Annotated in this window: 19 protein-coding genes; 9 read left to right on the forward strand and 10 right to left on the reverse strand. The window is 69.8% G+C overall.

Features of this window, described 5'->3' with window-relative positions:
* Nucleotides 1-57: 57 nt before the first annotated feature.
* Nucleotides 58-3543 (reverse strand): S41 family peptidase, encoded by a 3486-nt coding sequence (locus HGG74_RS10235; RefSeq protein WP_168486257.1) that lies wholly within the window; start codon nt 3541-3543, stop codon nt 58-60.
* A gap of 140 nt (nt 3544-3683) precedes the next feature.
* Between HGG74_RS10235 and HGG74_RS10240 the strand changes: the two genes are divergently transcribed.
* The gene (locus tag HGG74_RS10240) at nt 3684-4574 is read left to right on the forward strand and encodes a TIGR01777 family oxidoreductase (RefSeq protein ID WP_168486258.1); all 891 of its coding nucleotides are present in this window, start codon (nt 3684-3686) and stop codon (nt 4572-4574) included.
* A 26-nt stretch (nt 4575-4600) separates the two neighbouring features.
* On the opposite strand, the gene HGG74_RS10245 is transcribed toward HGG74_RS10240, so the two are convergent.
* Nucleotides 4601-6169 carry a serine/threonine protein kinase gene (locus HGG74_RS10245; RefSeq protein ID WP_168486259.1) on the reverse strand — a complete coding sequence of 523 codons (1569 nt, stop codon included), beginning with the start codon at nt 6167-6169 and terminating at the stop codon, nt 4601-4603.
* 127 nt (nt 6170-6296) lie between these two features.
* Between HGG74_RS10245 and lipB the strand changes: the two genes are divergently transcribed.
* The 3 genes from lipB to HGG74_RS10260 all read left to right on the forward strand — a co-directional run bounded on the left by lipB (nt 6297) and on the right by HGG74_RS10260 (nt 8875).
* Nucleotides 6297-6974, forward strand: coding sequence for a lipoyl(octanoyl) transferase LipB (gene lipB, locus HGG74_RS10250; RefSeq protein WP_168486260.1), 678 nt, complete (start codon nt 6297-6299; stop codon nt 6972-6974).
* Entirely contained in the window at nt 6971-7984 is a 1014-nt protein-coding gene (gene lipA, locus HGG74_RS10255; protein WP_312856810.1) for a lipoyl synthase, read from the forward strand. The genes lipB and lipA overlap by 4 nt, the downstream gene beginning before the upstream one ends.
* A gap of 117 nt (nt 7985-8101) precedes the next feature.
* Entirely contained in the window at nt 8102-8875 is a 774-nt protein-coding gene (locus HGG74_RS10260) for a DUF4191 domain-containing protein (RefSeq protein ID WP_168486261.1), read from the forward strand.
* A gap of 90 nt (nt 8876-8965) precedes the next feature.
* Here HGG74_RS10260 and HGG74_RS10265 read toward each other — a convergent pair whose 3' ends face one another.
* Complete coding sequence (locus HGG74_RS10265) at nt 8966-9409, reverse strand: RDD family protein (RefSeq protein WP_168486262.1); 444 nt, start codon at nt 9407-9409, stop codon at nt 8966-8968.
* A 231-nt stretch (nt 9410-9640) separates the two neighbouring features.
* Between HGG74_RS10265 and glnA the strand changes: the two genes are divergently transcribed.
* The gene (gene glnA / locus HGG74_RS10270; protein WP_168486263.1) at nt 9641-11065 is read left to right on the forward strand and encodes a type I glutamate--ammonia ligase; all 1425 of its coding nucleotides are present in this window, start codon (nt 9641-9643) and stop codon (nt 11063-11065) included.
* A 134-nt stretch (nt 11066-11199) separates the two neighbouring features.
* Here glnA and HGG74_RS10275 read toward each other — a convergent pair whose 3' ends face one another.
* From HGG74_RS10275 to HGG74_RS10285, 3 genes are all read right to left on the reverse strand, one after another.
* Entirely contained in the window at nt 11200-11520 is a 321-nt protein-coding gene (locus HGG74_RS10275; protein ID WP_168486264.1) for a cupin domain-containing protein, read from the reverse strand.
* Nucleotides 11521-11612: 92 nt separating this feature from the next.
* Nucleotides 11613-14630, reverse strand: coding sequence for a bifunctional [glutamine synthetase] adenylyltransferase/[glutamine synthetase]-adenylyl-L-tyrosine phosphorylase (locus HGG74_RS10280; RefSeq protein ID WP_168486265.1), 3018 nt, complete (start codon nt 14628-14630; stop codon nt 11613-11615).
* An 8-nt stretch (nt 14631-14638) separates the two neighbouring features.
* The gene (locus HGG74_RS10285) at nt 14639-15979 is read right to left on the reverse strand and encodes a glutamine synthetase family protein (RefSeq protein WP_168486266.1); all 1341 of its coding nucleotides are present in this window, start codon (nt 15977-15979) and stop codon (nt 14639-14641) included.
* Nucleotides 15980-16265: 286 nt separating this feature from the next.
* On the opposite strand from HGG74_RS10285, the gene panB reads away from it, so the two are divergent.
* Nucleotides 16266-17102 (forward strand): 3-methyl-2-oxobutanoate hydroxymethyltransferase, encoded by an 837-nt coding sequence (gene panB, locus HGG74_RS10290; RefSeq protein ID WP_168486267.1) that lies wholly within the window; start codon nt 16266-16268, stop codon nt 17100-17102.
* A gap of 78 nt (nt 17103-17180) precedes the next feature.
* Here panB and HGG74_RS10295 read toward each other — a convergent pair whose 3' ends face one another.
* On the reverse strand, nt 17181-17345 hold the full coding sequence (locus HGG74_RS10295; RefSeq protein ID WP_168486268.1) for an SPOR domain-containing protein: 165 nt from the start codon (nt 17343-17345) through the stop codon (nt 17181-17183).
* Nucleotides 17346-17454: 109 nt separating this feature from the next.
* Between HGG74_RS10295 and map the strand changes: the two genes are divergently transcribed.
* Together map and ppgK are read left to right on the forward strand one after the other, a co-directional pair.
* Nucleotides 17455-18333: a type I methionyl aminopeptidase gene (gene map / locus HGG74_RS10300; protein ID WP_168486269.1), complete on the forward strand. Its 879-nt coding sequence runs from the start codon at nt 17455-17457 to the stop codon at nt 18331-18333.
* 67 nt (nt 18334-18400) lie between these two features.
* The gene (ppgK, locus tag HGG74_RS10305; RefSeq protein WP_168486270.1) at nt 18401-19210 is read left to right on the forward strand and encodes a polyphosphate--glucose phosphotransferase; all 810 of its coding nucleotides are present in this window, start codon (nt 18401-18403) and stop codon (nt 19208-19210) included.
* Nucleotides 19211-19246: 36 nt separating this feature from the next.
* Here ppgK and nrdR read toward each other — a convergent pair whose 3' ends face one another.
* Nucleotides 19247-19747, reverse strand: a complete 501-nt coding sequence (nrdR, locus tag HGG74_RS10310) for a transcriptional regulator NrdR (protein WP_168486271.1) — start codon at nt 19745-19747, stop codon at nt 19247-19249.
* Nucleotides 19748-19829: 82 nt separating this feature from the next.
* Nucleotides 19830-21185 carry a histidinol dehydrogenase gene (gene hisD, locus HGG74_RS10315; protein WP_168486272.1) on the reverse strand — a complete coding sequence of 452 codons (1356 nt, stop codon included), beginning with the start codon at nt 21183-21185 and terminating at the stop codon, nt 19830-19832.
* Between the two features lie 136 nt (nt 21186-21321).
* On the opposite strand from hisD, the gene HGG74_RS10320 reads away from it, so the two are divergent.
* Nucleotides 21322-21858, forward strand: coding sequence for a flavin reductase family protein (locus HGG74_RS10320; protein ID WP_376766131.1), 537 nt, complete (start codon nt 21322-21324; stop codon nt 21856-21858).
* A gap of 50 nt (nt 21859-21908) precedes the next feature.
* Here HGG74_RS10320 and dnaE read toward each other — a convergent pair whose 3' ends face one another.
* Entirely contained in the window at nt 21909-25463 is a 3555-nt protein-coding gene (gene dnaE, locus HGG74_RS10325) for a DNA polymerase III subunit alpha (protein WP_168486273.1), read from the reverse strand.
* Between the last annotated feature and the right edge of the window lie 14 nt (nt 25464-25477).

Below are 25477 nucleotides of genomic sequence, written 5' to 3' on the forward strand. Positions count from 1 at the left end.
CCGGCAACAGGATCAACCGGCAGCTTTGGTTTAACCGGGTGCTGCCTGCCGGCTGTGTCAGCGGCCTGCCAGGCCGGCCGGCTGCGGACGCGCCGGCAGCGGCCCCGGCCGCAGCGACGGGTGGCCGGTGCGCGCCGGCGGCCTGTCGGTGGGCAGTTCCTGGAGCATCTCCTTCAGGACCCCGACGCCGTATTCGAGCTGCGGGTCCTCGCCCGCGGCGTAGGCGTGCGGCGGGTAGGGCACCTCGATGTCCGGATCCACTCCGTGATTCTCCACGTTCCACCCGACCCCCTGGGTGAACCAGAAGGCATAGCGCGGCTGGGTCACCCCCGTGCCGTCGGCCAGCGTGAACTTGCCGTCAATGCCGACCACGCCTCCCCAGGTGCGCACGCCGATCACCGGGCCGATCCCGCGCAGCTTGCAGACCTGGGTGATGATGTCTCCGTCGGACCCGGCGTACTCGTCTGCCAGCACGACAACCGGTCCGCGCGGGGCGTGCGCCGGGTAGGTGCCCGGCTGCTCGCCGCGGGCCAGGTTCCAGGCCGTGACCTTCCGGCCGATCAGCTCCGCCACCAGCTGCGAGGTGTGTCCGCCGCGGTTGCGCCGGACATCGACGATGAGCGCGTCCTTGGCGGTCTCCACGTCCAGGTCCCGGTGCAGCTGCGACCAGCCCCGGGCCACCATGTCGGGGATGTGCAGATAGCCGAACCGGCCCCCGGAAGCGGTCCGCACGGCACGCCGGTTGGCCGACACCCAGTTCTGGTAGCGCAGCCGCTCCTCGTCGGCGACCGGCACCACTGCGATCCGGCGCTGCCGGCCCTCGTCCGGTCCCGGGCCGTTGACGATGGTCAGTTCCACGGTCCGCCCGGCGGCACTGACCAGCAGCGGGCCGGGTCCGGCCGCCAGGTCCACCGGAAGCCCGTCCACCGCGGCAATGATGTCCCCGCTGCGGACCGCGGCGCCAGGAGCGGCCAGCGGCGAGCGCGCCAGCGGATCCGAGGACTCGCCCGGAAGGATGCTGCGCACCGCCCAGCCGGCGCCGGTACGCTCCAGGTCGGCGCCGAGCAGGCCCTGCCTGCCGGCACCAGGTTCGGCTGCAGGAGGCGGGCTCACGTAGGCATGCGAGGTGCCCAGCTCCCCGTGCACCTCCCAGAGCAGGTCCACCAGATCATCGTGCGAGCCCAGCCGCTGCACCAGCGGACGATAGCGCCGGCGGACGCCTTCCCAGTCCAGCCCGGCCATGTCGGCATCCCAGTAGAAGTCCCGCTGCAGGCGCCAGGTCTCGTCGAAGGCCTGTTCCCAGACCTTGAGCGGATCCAGCATGACCCGGATCCGGCCCAGGTCCACCGCCACACTGTCCGGAGACTCGTCCTCGACCTTCCCGGCGGCCGGCACGGCACGCACCTGCTGCTTGTTGATGTAGACAATGCGCTTGCGGTCCCCGGAAACCTCGTAGGCGGACAGCGCCGGCGCCAGCGTGCTGACCTCGCGGCGGACCAGGTCGAAGCGCTCCAGCCGGTGCGGCTGCGCCGGCTCCTCCGCACTGGCCCGGCCTTCCCCGGTCACCCCGGCGGCGTCCGTGGCCAGCCAGAGCAGCGCGCCGTCCACGGCCGCGAGCCGGCTGTAGCGTCCCTGCGGGACCGGCAGCGGGATGATCCGTCCGGCAATCTGTTCGGGATCGACGGCGACCTTGGGGACGGTGCCGCCCGCTGCCCCGCCGGCATTGTGCCCGGCGTCGTGCCCGTCACCGGCCGGTGCCGTGCCATGCACGGCCGGACCGAACGGCGAGGGCGTGCCGGCAGCCAGCGCCACCAGGAAGGGCTTGGTGGACTGCGGGAAGCTCAGGTCGAAGCTGTGCGTGTCGTAGACCGGGTCGAAGCTGCGCTCGGACAGGAAGGCAGCGAACTTTCCGTCCGGGGTAAACGCCGGGCCGTGGTCGCGGAAGCGCCCGTCGGTGATGTCCACCGGCTGCCCTTCGCCCGAGGCGGGGGCCAGGCGCAGCCGCGTGCGCGTGCCCTCGGTGGTCACCGGTTCGGCCCACAGGAGCCAGCGGGAGTCCGGGGACACAGCCACTTCCTCGATGGCACCGTGGTCGGTCGCAGCGATCTCGGTCAGCGCGCCAGTATCGGCGGCCACTACCAGCAGCTGGCCGAACTCGGTGGCCACGGCAGCGAAGGTGCCGTCCGGACTGGGGCAGACCGCACTGACCCGGGTCGGTCCGTCAAAGTCCACGCGCCGCAGCGGGGCCGTGCCGCTGGGTTCGGCCTCCCGGGCGCTGCCGGCGCCGTCCGGCCCGGAAGCCGGCGGTTCCGGCGCCGGACGTGCCGGCAGGCCGTCCGCGGCGACGACGGCGGAGGCCGCGACCGGCCGCGGCAGGGCCGCGCCCGATTCCGCCAGCTCCGTTTCCGGCAGCTCTGCCTGGGAAGGCGCGGCGCTGCCGGCGGCCCAGCCCAAGGCGTCGAAGACGTTGCGGATGTACAGGGCCTCCTCGCCGCCGTGGTCCGCCACGTAGATGACTTTGTCCGTTCCGAGCGGCCGGGCCAGCCGCGCACGCACGCCGGGCGTGGATTCGACGGAGCGGGAGGGCCCGTCCCGGTGCGTGAGCCAGTGCACCGTGCCGTGGGTTTCCACCACGGAGGCAGTGCCGTCGGCATTCGGGACCGCTGCCTTCAGGTGCGCGGCGGCATTCAGCGGAGCCGGCCGCCGGGCCGTGGACGCCGAGCCGAGGGTGATCTCCAGCTTCCGCGCCTCGGAGTCCAGGTCCTCCAGCAGCCACAGCCCGCCTGCCGATTCGAAGACCACACGCCGGCCGTCGCTGGCCGCATGGCGGACATAGAAGTCTTCATGGTCGGTGTGCCGGCGCAGCCCGGTCCCGTCGGCTGCCACCGAATACAGGTTGCCATAGCCCTCGTGGTCGCTCAGGAAGGCGATCCGCCCGCCGATCCACATCGGGTCCACCAGGTTCCCGGCCAGTTCCGGGACCAGCCGCGCGAAGTCCCCCGACCCGTCGCGGTCCAGCCAGAGCTTGCCCGTGGTTCCGCCCCGGTAGCGCTTCCACCAGGCCGGCTCGCGCGAGCATACGCTGCCGACCACTACGGGACGCTCGTCCCCGACGGCCGGCCCGAAGGTGATCGAGTCCACCGGACCGAACGGCAGCACCCGGCCCGCCGAGCCGTCCAGCGGCACCGCATGTGCCCAGGTGTGGCGCGGTTCCTCGCGCTGGTAGGCGCTGGTGACGATGACTTCACCGGCTGCGGTGAAACCCTTCACGCGCGTGGACGGGTGGCCGAAGAAGGTCAGGCGCCGGAAGCCGCCCCCGTCCACGGCGGCGGTGACGGCCTCGGGGGCGCTGCCCTGGACCACGCTCCAGGCCAGGCTCCGGCCATCGGGGGAAAACCTGGGGTTCCGCGCCGGCAGCTGCAGCGAGGAGACCCGCCAGGCCCGTCCGCCGTCGAGCGGAGCCACCCAGACGTCGTCCTCCGCGACGAACGCCAGCAAATCATCGTGCAGATGGGGATAACGGAAGTAGCTCGACGAAGTCATGGGATCGATCTTAGCCACCGTTGCAGGCGGGGCCGGGCCGCTGTTACGGCCCCGGACAGCGGGGGTGCCCTGCTGCTGCCCGCTGGCCGATCTGTTGCTGCCATGTTCCCACCCGCAGCTTTACATGCTGGGATGTAGCCATGAAAGTCCTGATCGCCGGCGCCTCAGGCCTGATCGGCAGCGCACTGGCCCGGCTGCTGGAAACCCGGGGGCACACGGTCAGCCGGCTGGTCCGGCGGCCGGCCCGCAGCGCAGCGGAAGTACCGTGGGATCCTGCCGCGGGCAGCCTGGATCCCCGGGCCGTGAGCGGCCAGGACGCGGTGGTCAACCTCGCCGGCTCCGCCCTGCACCTGCGCCCGTGGACCCGGTCCACCAAGGAAGACCTGCTCTCGTCCCGGGTCGGGAGCACCCGCACTCTGGCCGCCGCCATGGCCGCCGCCGAACAACCGCCGGGCGTCTTCATCAGCCAGTCCGGTTCCGGCTACTACGGGGACCGGGGTGACGAGGTGCTGACGGAGGAAGCGGCGTCCGGGGACCTGTTCATGTCGGCTGTCTGCCGTGCCTGGGAGCACGCCGTCCTCGGTGCCCCGGGCCGGACCGTCGTGACCCGCACGGGCATCGTCATGGCCCCGCAGGCCGGCGCCCTGCCGCGGCTGCTGCTGCCTGTCAGGCTCGGGGTCGGCGGTCCGCCCGGCAGCGGCCGGCAGTGGTGGCCCTGGATCACCCTGGAGGATGAAGCCGCGGCGCTGGCCTTCCTGCTCGAGGCTGACCTGTCCGGCCCGGTCAATCTCTGCGCCCCGGAACCAGCCCGGGCCGGGGAATTGGTCGCGGCCGTGGCCGCGGCCCTGGGCCGGCCGGCCCGGTTCCGGGCCCCGGAGGCAGTGTTGAAGGCGGCCCTGGGGGAAATGGCGGAAAACCTGGTGCTGCCCAGCGCCCGCATGCTGCCGTCGCGGCTGACTGCCGCAGGGTTCGCGTTCGCCCAGCCCGCGGTGGCGGACCTCGCCCGCTGGGTAGCGGGCCGGGCCGCCTGACCGGCCGCCGCGGACAGCATGGACGCTCAGTCCTCCGCCGGATCCGGGGGCGGCAGCACCGCGCTGACCAGCCAGCGTCCGCCTGACTGCTCGAGCCTCAGCGTCAGCTGCTGCTGCTTGGGTCCGGCTACCTCCCGGACCAGCCCCGACGCCGCACTGTGCTCCTGGAACGCGGAGGTGGACACGACCGCGAAAACCTCCGCCTCGGTATCGGAGGCAGCCACCAGCTCGGCCTTCTGCACGGTCGCATCCAGTCCGCTGAACCAATGGTCCTGGTCCAGCAGGGCTGCCATGATCCGGCGGTCCGCCTCCATGGCCGCCGAACCGGCAACGTTGACGTCCTGGAGCAGCGTGGTGCTGCGCATGCGGATGGCTTCGGTGCGCAGCCAGGCCAATCCGGACAGCGCCGCCACCGGATCCTTCGAGGCCAGAGCGGCGCTGATCCTGCCCGGCACCGGCCGTCCCGCAGGCCGAGCCGGTCCTGGGGACGCAGCCGGTCCCGCCGCCGGGGCAGCACCGGCCCCGGGCCCCGGACCGCCGGCAAGCATCCCCAGCAGCGCAGCAACCAGGCCCAGGCCCGCCGTCAAGGCGGTGCCCGCCAGCAGCAGCCGGCCCAGGTCCGGCCGCGGTCTGCCGGCCCGGGTCCTGCCGGCCCCGGCCGGTTCCGGCGGCACGGAACGGCGGCGCCCGGACCGTTCCCGCTGGTCCGGGCGCCGCCGGGTCAGCAGCTGGGGCACCACGCTGGGGTGCACCGCGGCGGCGAGGTCCACCGGCTCGGCCGCCGCGCAGCGGTACACCCGCCGGGCGAATTCGGCGGCGGCCGGACGTGCGGCCGGGCTGTCGTCCAGGCCTTCTTCAAGCACCTCCGCCAGCTCGGCGGGCACGCCCGGACAGAGAATGCCCAGCGGCGGACGGGCCTGGGTGGCCGCGGGAACCCGCCCGGTCAGCGCGTACCAGCCCAGCGCGGCCAGCGCATAGACGTCCGCGGCGGGCCCGGCGGCTTCGGTGCCCGGGTGGAAGCCGGGCGTCGCGGCCGGCCGGACGGGGGCCGAACCGGCCACCTGTCCTGCAGCCAGGTCCGCCAGCAGGGGCTTGCCGGCCGCAGTGAAGAGGACATTGCCGGGGGAAACGTCCCCGTGGGCAATCCCCTGGGCATGCAGGAACGCCAGTACCTGCCCCAGCGGGGTCAGCACGGTGACCGTCTCGCCGGTCGACAGCGGACCGCGGGCGGCCACCAGCCCGGCGAGCGAACCGCCGGCCGCAAACGTCAGCAGCAGTCCCGGGCCCAGGCTCGTGGCCACCTGCCGGTAGGCCTGGACCAGGTGCTCGTGCTCCACCCCGGCCAGCAGTACCTGCTCCCCGTCTGCCCCGCTGCCGCCTGCGCTGCCGCGGGCACCGTCCGGCCCGGTGAAGACTTTGAGCGCATATTCCGTCCCGTCCTCGGCCGCCGCCAGCCAGACCGACGCCGATGCCCCGCTGCCGAGCCAACGCACGATCCGCAGGCCGGCCGCTTCCGGCCGCGGCGGTTCCGGACCGCTCTGTCCGGCGGGAGGCTCCGGCTGCTGTAGCTGGACGGAAGGCTGCAGTGCATCCATGGAAGGATGTTCTACACGCCCGGCGGCTGGCGTGCAGAAGTTATCCACAGCCGCCCGGAACCGCCCACTCGTACACAATCGACGGCCCGAATGGAGTCCGACCGAGCCCGCGGCGTAGGCTTGGCCCATGACTCTTGAGTTTTCCCGGGTTGGATTTGCCCCCGATTACGTTGATTACGAGGAGGGCTGGGCGCTACAGCGCCGGATCCATGAAGCAGTGGTGGCCGGTGCGGCATCCAGCACCGTCCTGCTGCTCGAACATAGCCCGGTCTACACTGCAGGCAAGCGCACCGAAGACCATGAACGTCCCTTCGACGGCACCCCGGTGGTCAATGTCGACCGCGGCGGCAAGCTCACCTGGCACGGTCCGGGCCAGCTGGTCGGCTACCCGATCGTCGCCCTTCCGGACCCGACCAGGGTTGCCGACTACGTGGAGATCCTTGAGCAGGTGCTGATCAACGTCCTGGCCGGCTTCGGCATTGCGGGCACCCGGATCGAGGGCCGCTCCGGCGTATGGATCGAGGCCGACGCCCAGGGGCCAGCGCGCAAGATCGCCGCCATCGGCATCCGGGTCAACCGGCGGGTGACCATGCACGGCTTTGCCTTGAACTGCAGCAACGACCTGGCCCCGTACTCGCAGATCATCGCCTGCGGCATTACCGACGCCGGCACCACCTCGATCGAGGCCGAAACAGGGCAGAAGGTGCTTCCCGCCGACATTGCCGGCCGGGTGGAAGAAGAACTGCGTACATTCGAGGCGCGGCTGGTCAAGGACGCCGCTGCCCAGGAAGGAGCCCTGCTGTGACGCTCGCCCCCGAAGGCCGGCGCATGCTGCGCATCGAGGCCCGCAACGCGGCCACGCCGGTGGAGCGCAAGCCCGACTGGATCAAGGCTAAGGTCAATATCGGTCCCGAGTACGTCGGGATGAAGAACCTGGTCAAAAAGGAAGGCCTGCACACCGTCTGCGAGGAGGCCGGCTGCCCGAACATCTTCGAATGCTGGGAGGACCGCGAGGCCACCTTCCTGATCGGCGGCTCCGAGTGCACCCGGCGCTGCGACTTCTGCCAGATCGACACCGGCAGGCCCTCGCCGCTGGATCTGCTCGAGCCGGAAAAGGTCGCCCGCTCCGTCCAGCAGATGAACCTGCGCTACGCGACCGTCACCGGCGTCGCCCGGGACGACCTGCCCGACGAGGGCGCGTGGCTGTACGCCGAAACCATCCGCAAGATCAAGGAGCTGAACCCGGGCACCGGCGTCGAAATCCTCATTCCGGACTTCTCCGGCAAGCCCGAGCACATCCGGGCCATCTGCGAGGCCGCCCCCGAGGTGTTCGCGCACAACGTGGAGACCGTCCCGCGGATCTTCAAGAGCATCCGTCCGGCCTTCCGCTACGAGCGCTCCCTGGATGTGATCAGCCAGGGCCGGGCCGCGGGCATGGTCACCAAGTCGAACCTGATCCTGGGCATGGGCGAGACCCGCGAGGAGGTCTCCGAGGCCCTGGCCGACCTGCACGCTGCCGGCTGCGACCTGATCACCATCACCCAGTACCTGCGCCCGACCGAGCGCCACCACCCGGTGGAGCGCTGGGTCAAGCCGGCAGAGTTCGTCGAACTGCGCGACGAGGCCGAGGAGATCGGCTTCCTGGGCGTGATGAGCGGACCGCTGGTGCGCTCCTCCTACCGCGCCGGCCGGCTCTGGGCCACCGCCATGCGCAAGAAGGGCCGCGCACTGCCCGAACAGCTCGCGCACATTGCCGAAGGCATCGAAGACTCCGGTTCCACCCGCCAGGAAGCAGCCAGCCTGCTCCCCCGCTAGGACCCGGACGCCATACTTCGGGCATGACGGGGCGGTTCCGGCCGGTGGCCGGGGCCGCCCCGTCATGCCTGTGCAGGACTCGGAGCACGGGCCCGCACAGGTTAGAATTGAGCCATTATGGCCAATAGCACCGATTCCCCTGCCAACTCAGCTGCGGACCGCCGGCGGGGACTCTTTTCCCGCAAGTCCGCCGCGGACAAAGCCGCCGCCAAGGCGAACAAGCAGCCCGGACGGCTGAAGCAGATCGCCCAGGTCTTCCAGATGACCCGGCGCAACGACCCGAACGTCGTCTGGCTGATGCTGCTGGCCTTCCTGGCCGTGGTGGCTGTCTGCCTGATCATCGGCCTGCTGATCCAGAACTGGATCACCCTGCTGATCATCTCCCTGCCGCTGGGCCTGCTCGCGGCCACCTTCATCCTGTCCCGCCGGGCCGAGCGTGCCGCCTTCGCCCAGATCGAGGGCCAGCCCGGTGCTTCCGGCGCTGCATTGAGCGTGCTGCGCCGCGGCTGGATCCTGCAGGAGCAGCCGGTGGCCGTGAACCCGCGCACCCAGGACGCCGTCTTCCGGGCCGTCGGCCGTCCGGGCGTGGTCCTGGTAACCGAGGGCCCCTCCCACCGGGTCAAGCAGCTGGTGGACGCCGAGCGGCGCAAGCTGAACCGCATCCTGCCCAACGTCAAGGTCCATGTCATCGAGACCGGACGCGGCGAAGGCCAGGTGGAGCTGAGCAAGGTTGCCAAGACCGTGCAGAAGCTCAAGAAGGAACTGACCAAGCAGGAAGTCGCCGCCGTGGACAAGCGGCTGCAGGCCCTGGGCAGCAGCAAGCTGCCGATTCCCAAGGGCGTGGACCCGTTCCGGGTGCGTCCCGACCGCCGGGCGATGCGGGGCCGCTGAGCCGGCAGTCTGCGGACACAGCTTAAAGACCGGGCAGGGCCCGCCGTACGGCGGGCCCTGCCCGGTCTTTAAGCCTCCGGGGGTGCTGGCTCAGTTCCGTACCAGCACCGTGCCCATCGCCCGGTCATGCAGCCCGCGCTGGTCGACATCGAAGACCAGGGCGGGGATGACCAGGCACAGCAGCAGCGTACGCACAATGGCGGCCAGCGGTCCCGGGGCACCGCCGTCGAGCCGGCGGACGCGCAGGCCCAGCAGCCGGTGGCCGAAGCTGTAGCCCAAGGTGCCCAGCAGCAGGATCTGTTCGGCGGCGAAGACGGCCAGGATCAGGAATTCGTTGCCTTGGTTGCCGCCGGCCAGCCACCAGGCGATCAGGTAGCTCATGCCCCAGTCGATGCACAATGCGGCCAGGCGCCGGCCCGGGCGGGCAATGGAACCGGATCCGCTTTGGGGCAGTCCCAGCCGGCGGCCGGGCCACTGCCCGGCCGGAGTGGGCGGGCCTTCCAGCCAGGATGCTAAGTCTCTTCTGTCAACCACCCCTCAAGATTACCGGCGGCCCGGCGGCAGGCACCATTCGCGGCCGGAGCGGCCCTGTACCCGTGGCCGGGCGTGTCGGATTCCAAGGACGGTTAGGCTGGGAAGCGTATGTAACAAGCCGGAAACAATGGCGACACCAGCGGGAAATTCCCTCCCCCTACTCTGGACGCAATGCCGGTGCCCGCGCGGCGGCCGGCCGATCCCCTGAATGTGTAAGGAGCATGACCGAAGATGTTCAACAATGCGGACGAGGTCCTCAAGTACATCGCCGACGAAGAGGTGAAGTTCGTCGACATCCGGTTCACGGATCTGCCCGGCGTGCAGCAGCACTTCAATGTGCCGGCCAAGACCGTGGACAAGGACTTCTTCGTCAACGGGCAGCTGTTCGACGGCTCCTCCATCCGCGGCTTCCAGGGCATCGCCGAATCCGACATGCAGCTGATCCCGGATGTCACCACCGCGTTCATCGACCCCTTCCGCGTCGAGAAGACCCTGGCGCTGAACTTCTCCATCGTGAACCCGCGCACCGGCGACCCCTACCACCGTGACCCGCGCGGCGTCGCCGAGCGTGCCGAGGCCTACCTGGCCTCCACCGGCATCGCCGACACTGCCTTCTTCGCCCCCGAAGCCGAATTCTTCATCTTCGACGATGTCCGCTACGAATCCAGCCCGCAGGGCTCCTTCTACGCGGTGGACTCCATCGAGGCCCACTGGAACTCCGGCCGCAAGGACGAAGGCGGCAACCAGGGCTACAAGACCGCGGTCAAGGGCGGCTACTTCCCGGTGGCCCCGACCGACAAGCAGGCGGACCTGCGCGATGCCATCTGCGTCGAGCTGGACGCCGTGGGCCTGGAGGTCGAGCGCTCCCACCACGAGGTCGGTGCCCCCGGCCAGGCCGAGATCAACTACAAGTTCGACACCTTGGTCCACGCTGCCGACGACCTGCTGAAGTTCAAGTACATCGTCAAGAACGTCGCCGACGCCTGGGGCAAGTCCGCCACCTTCATGCCCAAGCCGGTCTTCGGCGACAACGGCTCCGGCATGCACTGCCACCAGTCCCTGTGGCTGAACGGCCAGCCGCTGTTCTACGACGAGAAGGGCTATGCCGGCCTGTCCGACACCGCCCGCTGGTACATCGGCGGCCTGCTCAAGCACGCCTCCGCCGTGCTGGCGTTCACCAACCCGACGGTCAACTCCTACCGCCGCCTGGTCAAGGGCTTCGAGGCCCCGGTGAACATGGTCTACTCGCAGGGCAACCGCTCCGCCGGCATCCGCATCCCGATCACCGGGTCCAACCCGAAGGCCAAGCGCATCGAGTTCCGCGCTCCGGACGCCTCGTCCAACCCGTACCTGGCCTTCGCGGCGCAGCTGATGGCCGGCCTGGACGGGATCAAGAACCGGATCGAACCGGCCGACCCGATCGACAAGGACCTCTACGAGCTGCCCGCCGAGGAGGCCAAGGACATCCAGAAGGCCCCCGGTTCGCTGGAGGAGGCGCTGAACGCCCTGGAGGAGGACAACGAGTTCCTGCAGGCCGGCGGCGTCTTCACCCAGGACCTGATCGACACCTGGATCGCCTACAAGCGCGAGTACGAAATCGCCCCGCTGCTGCTGCGTCCGAACCCCTACGAGTTCGAGCTGTACTACGGCTGCTAAGGCCTGATCGACCAGGCACCGGCACGAAGGCCGGTGCCCCGCGGATCGCCGCGGGGCACCGGCCTTCGCCGTGTCCTGCCTAGTACGCGTCCTGGTAGCCGTGTCCTCTTCGTTCTGCCGGGCCCTTCCCGCGCCTATGTCTCGGTGACGGCGGTGAGCAGGAAGACAGCGTCCTCCGCAGCCTCGACCGAATGCCGTTCCTGCGGCACCAGCGACAGCTGGTTTTCGTGGATGGGCGTCCGCCCGGAGGCCGACACCACGGTGATGGATCCCTCCAGCACGTAGATGGTGCCGGCCAGCGGCGCATTGTGCTTGCCCATCACGGTTCCTGCCTTGAGCGCGATGACTGTCTGCCGCAGCGGACCATCCTGCGCCACCATCACGGCGCTGCGGCCGTGCGGCGAGTCCACGGCCGCGGCCAGATGCTCCCGCGCTACCAGGTCAATATCGGTCATCGCGCCTCCCCTTCCCGGCCGCCGGCAGCCGTCCGCCGGCGGTGATGCTGCCCCGAGCCTACCCACAAAGCCCGGGCGGAGGAACCGCAGGCTCAGGCGGGCTCGCCGTAGAAGTGCCGATCGAAAATCCCGCGGGCATGGCGGGTCACGCGCAGATAGTCCTCCTCGAGGGCACCGGCCCCGCCCGGCCGGTACCCGCACCAGCGCGCCACCGCCTCCAGGTCCCGGCGCGAGGAGGGCAGCAGGTCCGAGCTCCTGCCGCTGGAGACGATATTGCCGGAGCGGATCCGCGTGGCCAGGCACCAGCTCTCGCGCAGCGTCCGCACGTCGGCTGCCGGCAGCAGCGCCGCCTCCTCGATGGCGGCCAGGGCTTCGAGGGTATTGGTGGTGCGCAGCGCGGGCACAGCGGCTGCGTGCTGGAGCTGCTTGAGCTGGACCAGCCATTCGACGTCGCTGAGCGCCCCGCGCCCCAGCTTGAGGTGCCGGGCCGGATCGGCGCCCCGCGGCAGGCGCTCGGACTCCACCCGCGCCTTGATCCGGCGGATCTCGCGCACATCGTCGGCGGTGATCTGCTCCGGGTAGCGGATCGGGTCGACCAACTCCAGGAAGTCGGCAGCCAGGGCATCGTCCCCGGCGATCGGGCGGGCCCGCAGGAGCGCCTGCGCTTCCCAGATCAGCGACCACCGCTGGTAGTACTCCCGGTAGGAGTCCAGCGAGCGCACCATCGGCCCGTTCTTGCCTTCCGGCCGCAGCGCGGCGTCGATTTCCAGCGGGCGTTCGGCCAGCACCGGCGGAGTGCAGGGCTGCTGGAGCAGGGCCGAGAGCTGGCTGACAATACGCAGTGCCTGCTGCTGGGCAGCGTCCGGGTCGGCCCCGGGCAGCGGCCGGTGGACATACATCACGTCGGCATCGGACCCATAGCCGATTTCACGTCCGCCCTGCCGGCCCATGGCCACCACCAGCATGTTGGTGAGCCGGCCTTCGGTCCCGGCCACCCCGGCCTCGGCCACGTGCAGGGCGCCCAGGATGGCCGCCCGGTCCGCGTCCGAGAGCGCGAAGCCGACCTGGGTCTGGTCCAGGATCCCGGCCGCGTCGGCAATCGCGATCCGCAGCATCTCCCGGCGCCGGATCAGCCGGATCAGGCGCATCGCCTCCCGCGCCTCCGGGTGGCGGGACATCTGGTGCCGGATCTCCTGCCAGAGCGTGTCGAAGTCCCGCGGCGCCAGGTCCTTGTCGGTCCCCAGCCAGGCAGCCGATTCGGGCGAGACCTCCAGCAGGTCGGTGATGAACCGGCTGCTGGAGAGCACATGGCAGAGTCGCTCGGCCGCCGAACTCGAGTCGCGCAGCATGCCCAGGTACCAGTGGGAATCGCCCAGCGCCTCGCTGAGCCGGCGGAAGCCGAGCAGGCCCGCATCCGGATCCACGCCGTCGGCAATCCATTCCAGCAGCACCGGCAGCAGCTGCCGCTGCAGCTGCGAGCGCCGGCTGATGCCGGCGGTCAGGGCCTCGATGTGCCGCACCGCCCCGCGCGGATCCAGGTAGCCCAGCGCGGCCAGCCGGGCCCGGGCGGCCTCGGGCGTCAGCTGCACCTCGTCCGCGCTCAGGGTGGCGGTAGTGGCCAGCAGCGGGCGGAAGAAGATGCTTTCATGCAGCGCGCGCACGCGGCGTTTGGTCCGCTGCCAGGACTCCAGCAGGGCCTCCGGGGCAGGCCGGTGGGTGCTTAGCGAGCCGAGCGCTGCCTTAGCCAAGGCCCGCAGGGCATCCGGGGCCTCCGGCATCAGGTGGGTGCGGCGCAGCCGCACCAGCTGGATCCGGTGTTCCAGCACACGAAGGTAGCGGTAGGCGGCGTCCAGTTCGCGGGCATCGGCGCGGCCGATGTAGCCGGCCGCGCTCAGTGCTGCGATCGCCGACGTCGTATCCCGGACGCGGATCGATTCGTCCACCTTGGCGTGCACCAGTTGGAGCAGCTGGACGGTGAATTCCACGTCCCGCAGTCCGCCGCGGCCCAACTTGATCTGGCGGCCGCGCTCGTTGACCGGGATGTTCTCGGTCACCCGTCCGCGCATGGCCTGGACCGATTCGACAAAGCCTTCGCGTTCGGACGACGTCCAGATCAGCGGCGCGACGGCTTCCTCATAGCGCTTCCCGAGCCCTGGATCGCCGGCGACGGCCCGGGCCTTGAGCAGGGCCTGGAATTCCCAGCTGTGGGCCCAGCGCCGGTAGTAGGTCAGGTGCGAATCCAAGGTGCGCACCAGCGGGCCGTCCTTGCCCTCGGGGCGCAGGTTGGCGTCAACCTCCCAAAGGGCCGGTTCGGGCCCGGGCGAGGACACGGCCCGGGTCATGCCCGCGGCCAGGCCCGTACCGATCGCGGCGGCCCTGGCCTCGTCCATGCCGTCCGCCTCAACCACGTAGACCACGTCCACGTCCGAAATATAGTTCAGTTCCGCGGCCCCGCATTTGCCCATGCCGATCACGGCCAGGCGCACCGCCGCGACGTCCTCGGGCGGATACCGTCCGGCCAGGTCCGCCCGCGAGACCGCCAGTCCCGCCTCCAGCGCCGCAGCCGCCAGGTCCGCCAGCTCCCGCCCGGCAGTCGGCATGAAGTCCTCCGGCGAGGCCGCCCCCAGGTCGCGGATGGCCAGCTCGGCCAGATGCCTGCGGTAAGAGGCCCGCAGCGCCGTGTAGGCGGCCGTCCCGGTCACCGCCGCCACCGGGTTCTCCGCCTCCGGGTCCGCTCCGACGGCCTCGAGCAGGCTGCGGCGCAGCAGCGGCGCCGGCACGCCGGCCGGCTCCGGGCTGACCTTCGCCTCGAGGACGTCCAGGTGCTCGGGCCGGCGCAGCAGGAAGTCGGCCAGGGCTTCGGAGGCACCGAGCAGCCGGAAGAGTGCCTCGCTGCGGCGTTCCCCGCCGTTGACCAGCTCGGCCAGCTGCGGGGACCTCTCCAGCAGGCGCACCAGCGACACCAGCGCCAGGTCCGGATCGGCGGAGAGCGCGAAACCTTCCAGCAGCAGCCCCCGGTCGATGCCCTCCAACTCGCGGGCGGCCAGGAAACGGTTGGCCTTCTCCAGGTCGTTGAAGCCGGTGGCGATCAGCTGGCGGTTCAGGCTCATGGTGTGTCCTACAGGAGTCCGATGTTCCGCTTCAGCTCATGCGGGGTCACCTGCAGGCTGTATTCGTGCCATTCGGCGCGCTTGTTCCGCAGGAAGATCTCGAAGACCTGCTCGCCCAAAACTTCGGCCACGAAGTCCGATTCCTCCATCTTCCCGACCGCGTCGTGCAGGCTGGTCGGCAGCGGGTCCAGGCCCAGCGCGCGGCGTTCGGCCCCGCTGAGGCTCCAGACGTCGTCCTCGGCCCCGGCAGGCAGGTCGTAGCCTTCCTCGATGCCCTTCAGGCCGGCCCCGAGCAGCACCGCATAGGCCAGGTACGGGTTGGCCGCGGAGTCGATGCCGCGGTACTCGATCCGGGAAGACTGGCCCTTGCCCGGCTTGTAGAGCGGGACCCGGACCAGTGCCGAGCGGTTGTTGTGGCCCCAGGAGACGAAGCTCGGGGCCTCGCCGCCGCCCCACAGCCGCTTGTAGGAATTGACGAACTGGTTGGTCACGGCGGTGAACTCGGGGGCGTGGCGCAGGATGCCGGCGATGAACTGGCGCGCCGTCTTGGAGAGCTGGAACTCTGCCCCGGCCTCGAAGAAGGCGTTGGTATCCCCTTCGAAGAGCGAGAAGTGGGTGTGCATGCCGGACCCGGGATGCTCCGAGAAGGGCTTGGGCATGAAGGTCGCGTAGATGCCCTGCATCAGGGCCACCTCCTTGACCACCGTCCGGAAGGTCATGATGTTGTCGGCCGTCTGCAGGGCGTCGGCATAGCGCAGGTCGATCTCGTTCTGGCCCGGCCCCGCCTCGTGGTGGCTGAATTCCACCGAAATGCCCACCGATTCAAGCATGGCCACGGCCATGCGGCGGAAATCCTGCGCCACGCCGCCGGGCACGTGGTCGAAATAGCCGGCGCCGTCCACCGGCACCGGCACCCCGTCGGGGCCGAGCTGGCTGGATTCGAGCAGGTAGAACTCGATCTCCGGATGGGTGTAGCAGGTGAAGCCCATGCCGCTGGCCTTGGCCAGCGTCCGCTTGAGCACATTGCGCGGGTCCGCGGCCGCCGGTTCGCCGTCCGGGGTCAGCACATCGCAGAACATCCGCGAGGTCTGTTCCCGTTCCCCGCGCCACGGCAGGATCTGGAAGGTGGAAGGATCGGGCTGGACCAGCATGTCCGATTCGAACACGCGGGCGAGGCCCTCGATCGAGGAGCCGTCGAAGCCCAGTCCCTCCTCGAACGCGCCCTCGACCTCGGCCGGGGCCAGCGCCACGGACTTAAGCGAGCCGAGCACGTCGGTAAACCACAGGCGCACGAAATGCACGTCGCGCTCTTCGATGGTACGGAGCACAAACTCCTGCTGACGGTCCATATGCCACCTTCCAGGTGCGGCCGCGGCTGCTTCCATGGGCAGCCTTTCCGGCTGGTCAGCGTCAACGGGCGCAGCCGGCGGCTTGGGAACAGTTCTCTTGTACCCAAGCCTAATCGTCCCGCCCGGGATCTGCCCGCAGCTGCCGTATTCCGGCCTGCATGTCGGTACCGCAGCAGCACGCCCCCGGCACGGCACGGCAGGTCCTGCCTGACCCGCCGAGGGGCATCGGCCTCCCGGCCCCGAAACGAGTTTCAGGGCCGGGCCCTCGGCTACTACTCTGAAGACCATGCCACAGTCTTCCACCCCCGGGGCCCCGGCTCCCCTGCCCGCAGCCCGGGTCCGCGTCCACCACCTGCAGCAGCTCAAGGACACCGGCGGGCGCTTCGCCATGCTCACCGCCTACGAGCAGTACAGCGCCCAGATCTTCGACGAGGCAGGCATCGAGGTCCTGCTGGTGGGCGATTCGGCCTCGAACAATGTCTTCGGCCACGAGACCTCCCTGCCGGTGACGCTCGACGAGATGATCCCGCTGTGCCGGGCGGTCGCACGCAGCACCCGGCGCGCGCTCGTCGTCGTCGACCTGCCGTTCGGCAGTTACGAGGTTTCCCCCGCCCAGGCTGTTGAATCGTCGGTGCGGCTGCTGAAGGAAGCCGGCGCCCATGCGGTCAAGATGGAAGGCGGCGCCTTCTATGCCGACCACGTCCGCGCCATGGTCCAGGCAGGCATTCCGGTGATGGCCCATATCGGCTTCACCCCGCAGAGCGAACACGCCCTCGGCGGCTACCGGGTGCAGGGCCGCGGCGACGACGCCGAGCGGCTGATCGAGGATGCGGTCGCCCTGCAGAACGCCGGTGCCTTCGCCGTCCTGATGGAAATGGTGCCGGCCGCGGCGGCGGCCGCGGTGGACCGGGCGCTCACGGTCCCTACCGTCGGCATCGGCGCGGGCAATGCCACCACCGGGCAGGTTCTGGTCTGGCAGGACATGGCCGGGCTGCGCGGCGGCCGGATGGCCCGGTTCGTCAAGCAGTACGCGGACCTGCGCACGGTGCTGGCCGGTGCTGCGGCTGCCTACGCGGACGAGGTCCGCTCCGGCGCCTTCCCCGGCCCCGAGCACTCGTTCTAAGGCGCTTCCCAGGAGCGCCCCAAGGGAAGCGGCAGGGCCCCCGGCCGAGCGTGCGAGGCCGGGGCAGCCGCCGAGCGCTCAGTCCTCTTCGCCGGCGTCCCAGGCCTCGTTGCGTTCCCTGACCTTCTCCAGTGCCTTCTCGGCCTCTTCGCGGGTCTCGTAGGGTCCGATCAGCTGCGTCCAGTCCGACTGCGGCCCCTCCTCGACCTGGTGGGTCACGACGTTGAACCAGTAGTTGGCCATGGGCGTTCCTCCTGCTCTTCCGAAGCCTGTGATGATGTTCGGTCCCGGCGTCCGGCCGGCAGCCGGCAGCCCGAAGCGGCGGCGGCAAAGCACCGATAAGATCGATGGTATGCCCCACATCGCAGCAACAGCACCCCTGGGTACCTTGGTCCAGGGCACCGTCTCCCCCGTCCTGCCGGTTCCGCCCTCGATCCCCCGGCCCGAGTACGCCTGGAAGCCGGCGCCGGCCAAGTTCACCGGATCCGAGATCAAGGATGCGGAAACCATCGAGAAGATCCGTGCCGCCGGCCGCATCGCCGCCCAGGCCATCGTCGAGGTCGGCCGGCACATCCGTCCCGGCGTGACCACCGACGAACTGGACCGGGTCGGGCACGAGTTCCTCCTGGCGCACCACGCCTACCCCTCCACCCTGGGCTACCGCGGCTTCCCGAAGTCCCTGTGCACCTCGGTCAACGAAGTCATCTGCCACGGGATCCCCGACAGCACCGTGCTGCAGGACGGGGACATCATCAACCTGGACATCACCGCCTACCTGGACGGTGTCCACGGGGACACCAACTACACCTTCCTGGTCGGCGACGTGGACGAGGAGTCCCGGCTGCTGGTGGAACGGACCCAGGAGGCGCTGAGGCGGGCCATCAAGGCAGTGGCCCCCGGCCGCGAGATCAACGTCATCGGCCGGGCCATCGAGTCCTACGCCAAGCGCTTCGGCTACGGAGTGGTCCGTGACTTTACCGGCCACGGCGTGGGCGAAGCCTTCCACACCGGGCTGATCATCCCGCATTACGACGCCGCCCCGGCCTACAGCAAGGTGATGGAGCCGGGCATGGTCTTCACCATCGAACCGATGCTGACGCTGGGCACCATCGAGTGGGAGATGTGGGACGATGACTGGACAGTGGTGACCAAGGACCGCAAGCGCACGGCCCAGTTCGAGCACACCCTGGTGGTGACGGACTCAGGCGCGGAGATCCTGACGCTGCCGTGATCCTCGGGTAGTCTGCACGGCAGGAACGCGCCGGCCGGACCCCCGGCCCGGGACCGACGGAGGGGACATGGGCAAGAAAGAGAAGGCGGAGAAGGTCGTCCGCAAGGAGCGCCACGGCCTGGGCATCGATGTCGGCGGCACCGGCATCAAGGGCGGCATCGTGGACCTGCGCAAGGGCAAGCTGGTGGGCGAGCGCTACCGGATCGATACGCCGAAACCGGCGACGCCGGACGCCGTGGCCGAGGTGGTCGCGGCGATTGCCGCCGAACTGGACTCGCGCCCGGAGGCCCCGGCGCCGGACAGCCCGGTGGGGGTCACCTTTCCGGCGATCATCCGGCACGGGGTGGCGCTGTCGGCGGCCAACGTGGACAAGTCCTGGATCGGCACGGACGTGGACACCCTGCTGACCGGCAAGCTGGGCCGGCCGGTCCAGATGATCAACGACGCCGACGCGGCCGGACTGGCCGAGGTCCGCTTCGGAGCGGGCAAGGGCGTGGCCGGGACGGTGCTGGTCATCACCCTGGGCACCGGGATCGGCTCGGCCTTCATTTTCAACGGCGTGCTGGTGCCCAACGCCGAACTGGGCCACCTGGAGCTGGACGGCTTCGACGCCGAAACGAGGGCGGCAGCCTCGGCCCGGGAACGGGACGGCCTGGACTGGGACGGGTACGTGCAGCGCCTGCAGCGCTACTTCTCCCACCTCGAGTTCCTCTTCTCCCCCGAACTGTTCATCGTCGGCGGCGGCATCTCCAAGCGCAGCGAGGATTTCCTGCCCAAGCTCAGGCTCAAGACGCCGATTGTGCCGGCGAAGCTGAAGAACAACGCGGGCATTGTCGGCGCCGCCCTGCAGTCCTCGCTCAGCCTCGGCACGGCCTGAGCGGCCCCGCCGGCCAGGGACGGGGACTCGGGCCGGCTATTTGGCGGTCAGCGGGCGCTGGGTGCCGGCGGGGCTGCGGCCGGCGGCCGCCGCTGCCTCGCTGCGCAGCTGCTCAATGGCCGCCTCGAAGTCCTCCAGCGACTCGAATCCCTGGTAGACGCTGGCGAAGCGCAGGTAGGCGACCAGGTCCAGCTTCTTCAGCGGACCCAGGATCGCCAGCCCGACTTCGTGCGCGTTGATCTCGGCCGCCCCGCTGGCCCGCACCGTTTCCTCGACTTCCTGGGCCAGCAGCGCCAGGTCGTCGTCCGAGACCGGACGGCCCTGGCAGGCCTTGCGCACCCCGCTGATGATCTTGCTGCGGCTGAACGGTTCGCCCGCGCCGGAGCGCTTGATCACGGTCAGGCTCGTGGTCTCCACGGTGGTGAACCGCCGCCCGCACTCCGAACACTGGCGGCGGCGCCGGATGGCCGAGCCGTCGTCGGCAACCCGGCTGTCCACCACCCGCGAATCCGGGTTGCGGCAGAACGGACAATACATGCCGCACCTCCTTCGTGGGCGCCGGTTACGGCCCCATCATAGGAATACATCGAATGGAGTTACAAGGATGTGGTTCCGTGCTTCAGCCCTGGCTGAAGCGCACGGACACCGCGTCCCCGTGCGCCGGCAGGTCCTCGGCCCGGGACAGGGCCACGATGTGCCCGCTGACTTCGGCCAGCGCCTCGCGGCTGTAGTCCACGACCTGGATGGCGCGCAGGAAGGTCGTCACGTTCAGCCCGGAGGCGAAGGTGGCCGTCCCGCTGGTGGGCAGCACGTGGTTGGAGCCGGCGCAGTAGTCGCCCAGGCTGACCGGGCTGTAGTCACCCACGAACACGGCCCCGGCGTTGCGGACCCGGCCGGCCAGTTCCGCGGCATTGGCGGTCTGGATTTCCAGGTGCTCGGCGGCGTACGCGTCGCAGACCTGCAGGCCCTGCTCGAGGTCGTCGACCAGGATCACGCCGGACTGCGGCCCGGAGAGCGCCTGCCGCACGCGGTCCGTGTGCTTGGTGGCCGCCACCTGCCGGACCAGTTCGGCCCGGACGGCGTCGGCCAGCGCCACCGACGGGGTGATCAGGACCGAGGCCGCGTGCGGATCGTGCTCGGCCTGGCTGACCAGGTCCGCGGCCACGTAGGCGGGCACCGCCGAGTCGTCGGCCAAGATGGCGATTTCGGTGGTTCCGGCCTCGGCGTCGATGCCCACCACCGACTTGACCAGCCGCTTGGCCGTGGCCACGTAGACATTGCCGGGCCCGGTGACCACGTCCACCGGTTCCAGCGCCGGGCCCGCCTCGCCGGCCGGAATGCCGTAGGCGAAGGCTGCCACCGCCTGGGCACCGCCGATGGCGTAGACCTCGTCGATGCCCAGCAGCCTCGCCGCGGCCAGGATGGTCGGATGCGGCAGGCCGCCGAATTCCTTCTGCGGCGGGGAGGCCAGCGCCAGCGACCCCACGCCCGCGGCCTGGGCCGGCACCACGTTCATCACCACCGAGGACGGGTAGACCGCCAGCCCGCCGGGAACATACAGCCCCACCCGGGCCACCGGCACCCACTTGTGCCGGACCACGGCGCCGGCGGCGATTTCGACGGCGGCATCGGCCGGCTTCTGCGCCGCGGCGAAGGCGCGGGCGCGGGCTATGGACTCCTCCAGCCCGGCCCGGACCGCCGGATCCAGCGACTCCAGCGCCTCGTCCAGGGCGCCGGCCGGAACGAGCGGATGCTCCTGGGCCACGCCGTCGAACCGCGCGGCCAGCTCGCCCAGCGCCTCGAAACCGCGTACCCGCACGTCCTTGATGATCGCCTCGACCGCTCCGGTGGCCACGTCGAACGTTGTCTCGGCACGCGGCATGGCGGCCTTGAGCTCGGCAGGGCCCGGATGGCGGCCGCGCAGGTCCAGGGTGGGGAAATCGACGGGGATCCCGGCAGCAGTCTCAGCATTCACCCCTTCATTCTACTGACGCAGGTGCTGCCGGGTTTGCCACGGCCGGTAACACAATAGGTCCGGCAGGTCCGTTGCCGGAATAGGCTGGTATACGGGACCTGGGCAGCCGCCCGCCGTCGAACCACCGGGAGAACCTGTGAACGCCAGACCTGAGAATGCCATCAGCCCGGCCGATGCCGCCAACGACCAGCTCTTTGCCCGGACTTTCCGTGAAGTCTTCCGGCGCCATGCGTCCGGGGTGGCGATCCTGACGGTCAACTACGGCGGGCTGCCGTTCGGTTTCACCGCCACCTCCGTGGCGTCGCTGTCCGCGGAGCCGCCGCGGTTCACCTTCAACATGTCCCGGACCAGTTCTTCCTGGCCGGCGGTGGCGAATTCCACCTACCTGGGCGTGCACATGCTGGGCCTGGAGAACCGGGAGCTGGCCGAGCGCTTCGCCCGGACCAAGGACAGGTTCGGCGGGGACCACTGGGAGACCGGCCCGCACGGCGTGCCGCTGCTCAAGGACGTGCCGGCCTATCTGGTGGGCAGGATCGGGCTGCGGCTCTCGTTCGAGAACAACGCCGTGGTGGTGGTCGACGTGGTCGAGGGCTCGCTGGGCGACGAAACGGCCCCGCTGCTCTACCACAGCGGCAGCTACGTCCGCCCGCAGCCGATCGAATACGAAATCTGACGGGGCACCGGCGGCCCCGGGCCGCCGGTGCCGGCTTCCCACGCGTCAGCTCACACGTCGAGGCAGGTGGGTCCGAGCAGGACCTTCAGGTCGCCGAACAGCGACGGCGTGGGGTTCACGCGGAAGTTGAGCCCTAGGCGCATCACCTCGATCTTCCGGGCATGGTTCAGCCGCACCTGCACGTCGGTATTGCCCGGGTGCGTCCGGAGCACATCGCCCAGCGCCGTGACCACGTCCTCGGTGGCCTTGTGGTTGGCCAGCGAAATGACCACCGGCCCGGAGTGCCCGTCGCTGAGGTCCGGGACGGTCAGCTCCTGGGCGTTCAGCGTCACCGCCCCGTCGTCGCGCCGCTGGATCCGGCCGCGGACCACCACGATCAGGTCCTCGGCCAGGATCGAGGAGATCGGCCCGTAGACCTGGCCGAAGAACATGACCTCCATCGAGCCGCCGAGGTCCTCGATCTCGGCCCGGGCGTAGGCGTTGCCGCTGTTCTTGGCAATGCGCCGCTGCAGCGAGGTGATCATGCCGGCAATGGTGACCATGGCGCCGTCGGCGGGCCCGTCTTCGCCGATCACCGAGGTGATGGACTGGTCCGCGTGCTGGCTGAGCACCCCTTCGAGGCCCTGCAACGGGTGGTCCGAGACGTAGAGGCCGAGCATTTCGCGTTCGAAGGCGAGCTTGTCCTTCTTCTCCCATTCGGGCAGGTCCGGAATGTCCACGGCCAGGCCGGCGTCCGCCGCCCCGCCGCCGTCGCCGTCGCCCATCAGGGTGCTGAACAGGTCGAACTGGTTGGCCGCCTCGTTGCGCTTGAGCACGATCACCGAGTCCACCGCCTCTTCGTGGACCATGGCCAGGGCCCGGCGCGGGTGGCCGAGCGAGTCGAAGGCCCCGGCCTTGATCAGCGATTCGATGGTGCGCTTGTTGCAGACCACGGCCGGCACCTTCTGCAGGTAGTCGCTGAAGGAGGTGAAGGCGCCCTTCTCCTCGCGCGCGGCCACCATGGCGTGGACCACGTTCGCCCCGACATTGCGGATGGCCCCCATGCCGAAGCGGATGTCCGTGCCCACCGGGGTGAAGTTGACGCTGGACTCGTTCACGTCCGGCGGCAGCACCGTGATTCCCATGTGCCGGCACTCGTTCAGGTACATGGCCAGCTTGTCCTTGTCATCGCCCACGGAGGTGAGCAGGGCGGCCATGTATTCGGCCGGGTAGTGCGCCTTCAGGTACGCGGTCCAGTAGGAGACGACGCCGTAGGCCGCCGAGTGCGCCTTGTTGAAGGCGTAGTCGGAGAACGGCAGCAGGATGTCCCAGAGCGTCTGGATGGCCGCCTCGGAGTAGCCGCGGTCCTTCATGCCCTGGGAGAAGCCGGCGAACTGCTTGTCCAGCTCCGACTTCTTCTTCTTGCCCATCGCCCGGCGCAGAATGTCGGCCTGGCCCAGCGAGTAGCCGGCCAGCTTCTGCGCGATCGCCATGACCTGTTCCTGGTACACGATCAGGCCGTACGTGCCGCCGAGGATTTCCTTCAGCGGCTCCTCGAGCTCGGGGTGGATCGGGGTGATCTCCTGCAGGCCGTTCTTGCGCAGCGCGTAGTTGGTGTGCGCGTTCGCGCCCATGGGCCCCGGCCGGTACAGCGCGAGCACGGCGGAGATGTCTTCGAAGTTGTCCGGGCGCATGAGCTTGAGCAGCGAGCGCATCGGCCCGCCGTCGAGCTGGAAGACCCCCAGGGTGTCGCCGCGGGCCAGCAGCTCGTAGGAGGCCTTGTCGTCCAGGGCCAGGTCCTCCAGAACCAGGTCCTCGTGGCGGTTGAGCTTGATGTTCTCGATCGCGTCCGAGATGATCGTCAGGTTGCGCAGGCCCAGGAAGTCCATCTTGATCAGCCCCAGGCCTTCGCAGGTGGGGTAATCGAACTGGGTGATGACCTGGCCGTCCTGTTCGCGGCGCATGATTGGGATGATGTCGATCAGCGGGTCCGAGGACATGATCACGCCGGCCGCGTGCACGCCCCACTGCCGCTTCAGGCCTTCCAGGCCCAGCGCGGTTTCGAAGACCTTGGCCGAGTCGGCATCGGACTTGAGCAGCTCGCGCAGCTCCTCGGCCTCGCTGTAGCGCTTGGCCTCCGGATTGTGCACATCGGTCAGGGAGATGCCCTTGCCCATCACGTCCGGGGGCATCGCCTTGGTCAGGCGCTCGCCCACCGAGAACGGATAGCCCATCACGCGCGAGGCGTCCTTGAGGGCCTGCTTGCCCTTGATGGTGCCGTAGGTGACGATCATGGCCACGCGCTCGTCGCCATACTTGTCGGTGACGTACTTGATCACTTCCGGCCGGCGGCGGTCGTCGAAGTCGACGTCGAAGTCGGGCATGGAGACGCGGTCCGGGTTCAGGAACCGTTCGAAGATCAGGCCGTGCTGGAGCGGGTCCAGGTCGGTGATGCGCATGGCATAGGCGGCCATCGAGCCGGCACCGGAGCCGCGGCCCGGTCCGACGCGGATGCCGTTGTTCTTGGCCCAGTTGATGAAGTCGGCCACCACCAGGAAGTAGCCGGGGAAGCCCATCTGGGTGATGACGCCGATCTCGTAGTTCGCCTGCTTGCGCACCTCGTCCGGGATGCCCTGGGGGTAGCGGTAGTGCAGGCCCTTTTCGACTTCCTTGACGAACCAGGACTCCTCGTTCTCCCCCGGCGGGCAGGGGAAGCGGGGCATGTAGTTGGCCTGGGTGTTGAATTCGACGTCGCAGCGTTCGGCGATCAGCAGGGTGTTGTCGCAGGCTTCGGGATAGTCGCGGAACAGCGCGCGCATTTCCGCCGGCGACTTCAGGTAGAACTCGTCGGCGTCGAACTTGAACCGCTTCGGGTCGGCCAGCGTGGAGCCGGACTGCACGCACAGCAGGGCCGCGTGCGCGGCGGCGTCCTCGGCATGGGTGTAGTGCAGGTCGTTGGTCGCCACCAGCGGCAGGTCCAGCTCGCGCGCCAGCTTGATCAGGTCCGCCTGCACACCGCGCTCGATGTCCAGGCCGTGGTCCATCAGCTCGCAGAAGAAGTTCTCCGCGCCGAAGATGTCACGGAAGTCCGAGGCGGCCTGCCTGGCCTCCCGGTACAGGCCCAGCCGCAGCTTGGTCTGTACCTCCCCCGAGGGGCAGCCGGTGGTGGCGATCAGGCCCTTGCCGTAGGTCTGCAGCAGCTCCCGGTCCATGCGCGGCTTGTACAGGTAGCCCTCCAGCGAGGCCAGCGAGGACATCCGGAAGAGGTTGTGCATGCCCTCGGTGGTCTGGGCCCACATGGTCATGTGGGTGTAGGCGCCGGCGCCGGAGACGTCGTCGCGGCCGCCGTCGCCCCAGCGCACGCGGGTCTTGTCCTGCCGGGCCGTGCCCGGGGTCAGGTAGGCCTCCACGCCGACAATCGGCTTGATGCCGGCGTTGCGGGCCTTGTTCCAGAAGTCGAAGGCGCCGAACACGAAGCCGTGGTCGGTGGTGGCCAGCGCGTTCATGCCCAGCTCCCCGGCGTGGCTGAACAGGTCGTTGAGCCGGGCGGCGCCGTCGAGCATCGAGTACTCGGTGTGGTTGTGCAGGTGGACGAAGGAATCCGTGCCGGTTTTGGTGCTGCTCACGTCGTACCTCTTCC

This window comes from Arthrobacter mobilis (genome assembly GCF_012395835.1).
GTDB lineage: Bacteria > Actinomycetota > Actinomycetes > Actinomycetales > Micrococcaceae > Crystallibacter > Crystallibacter mobilis.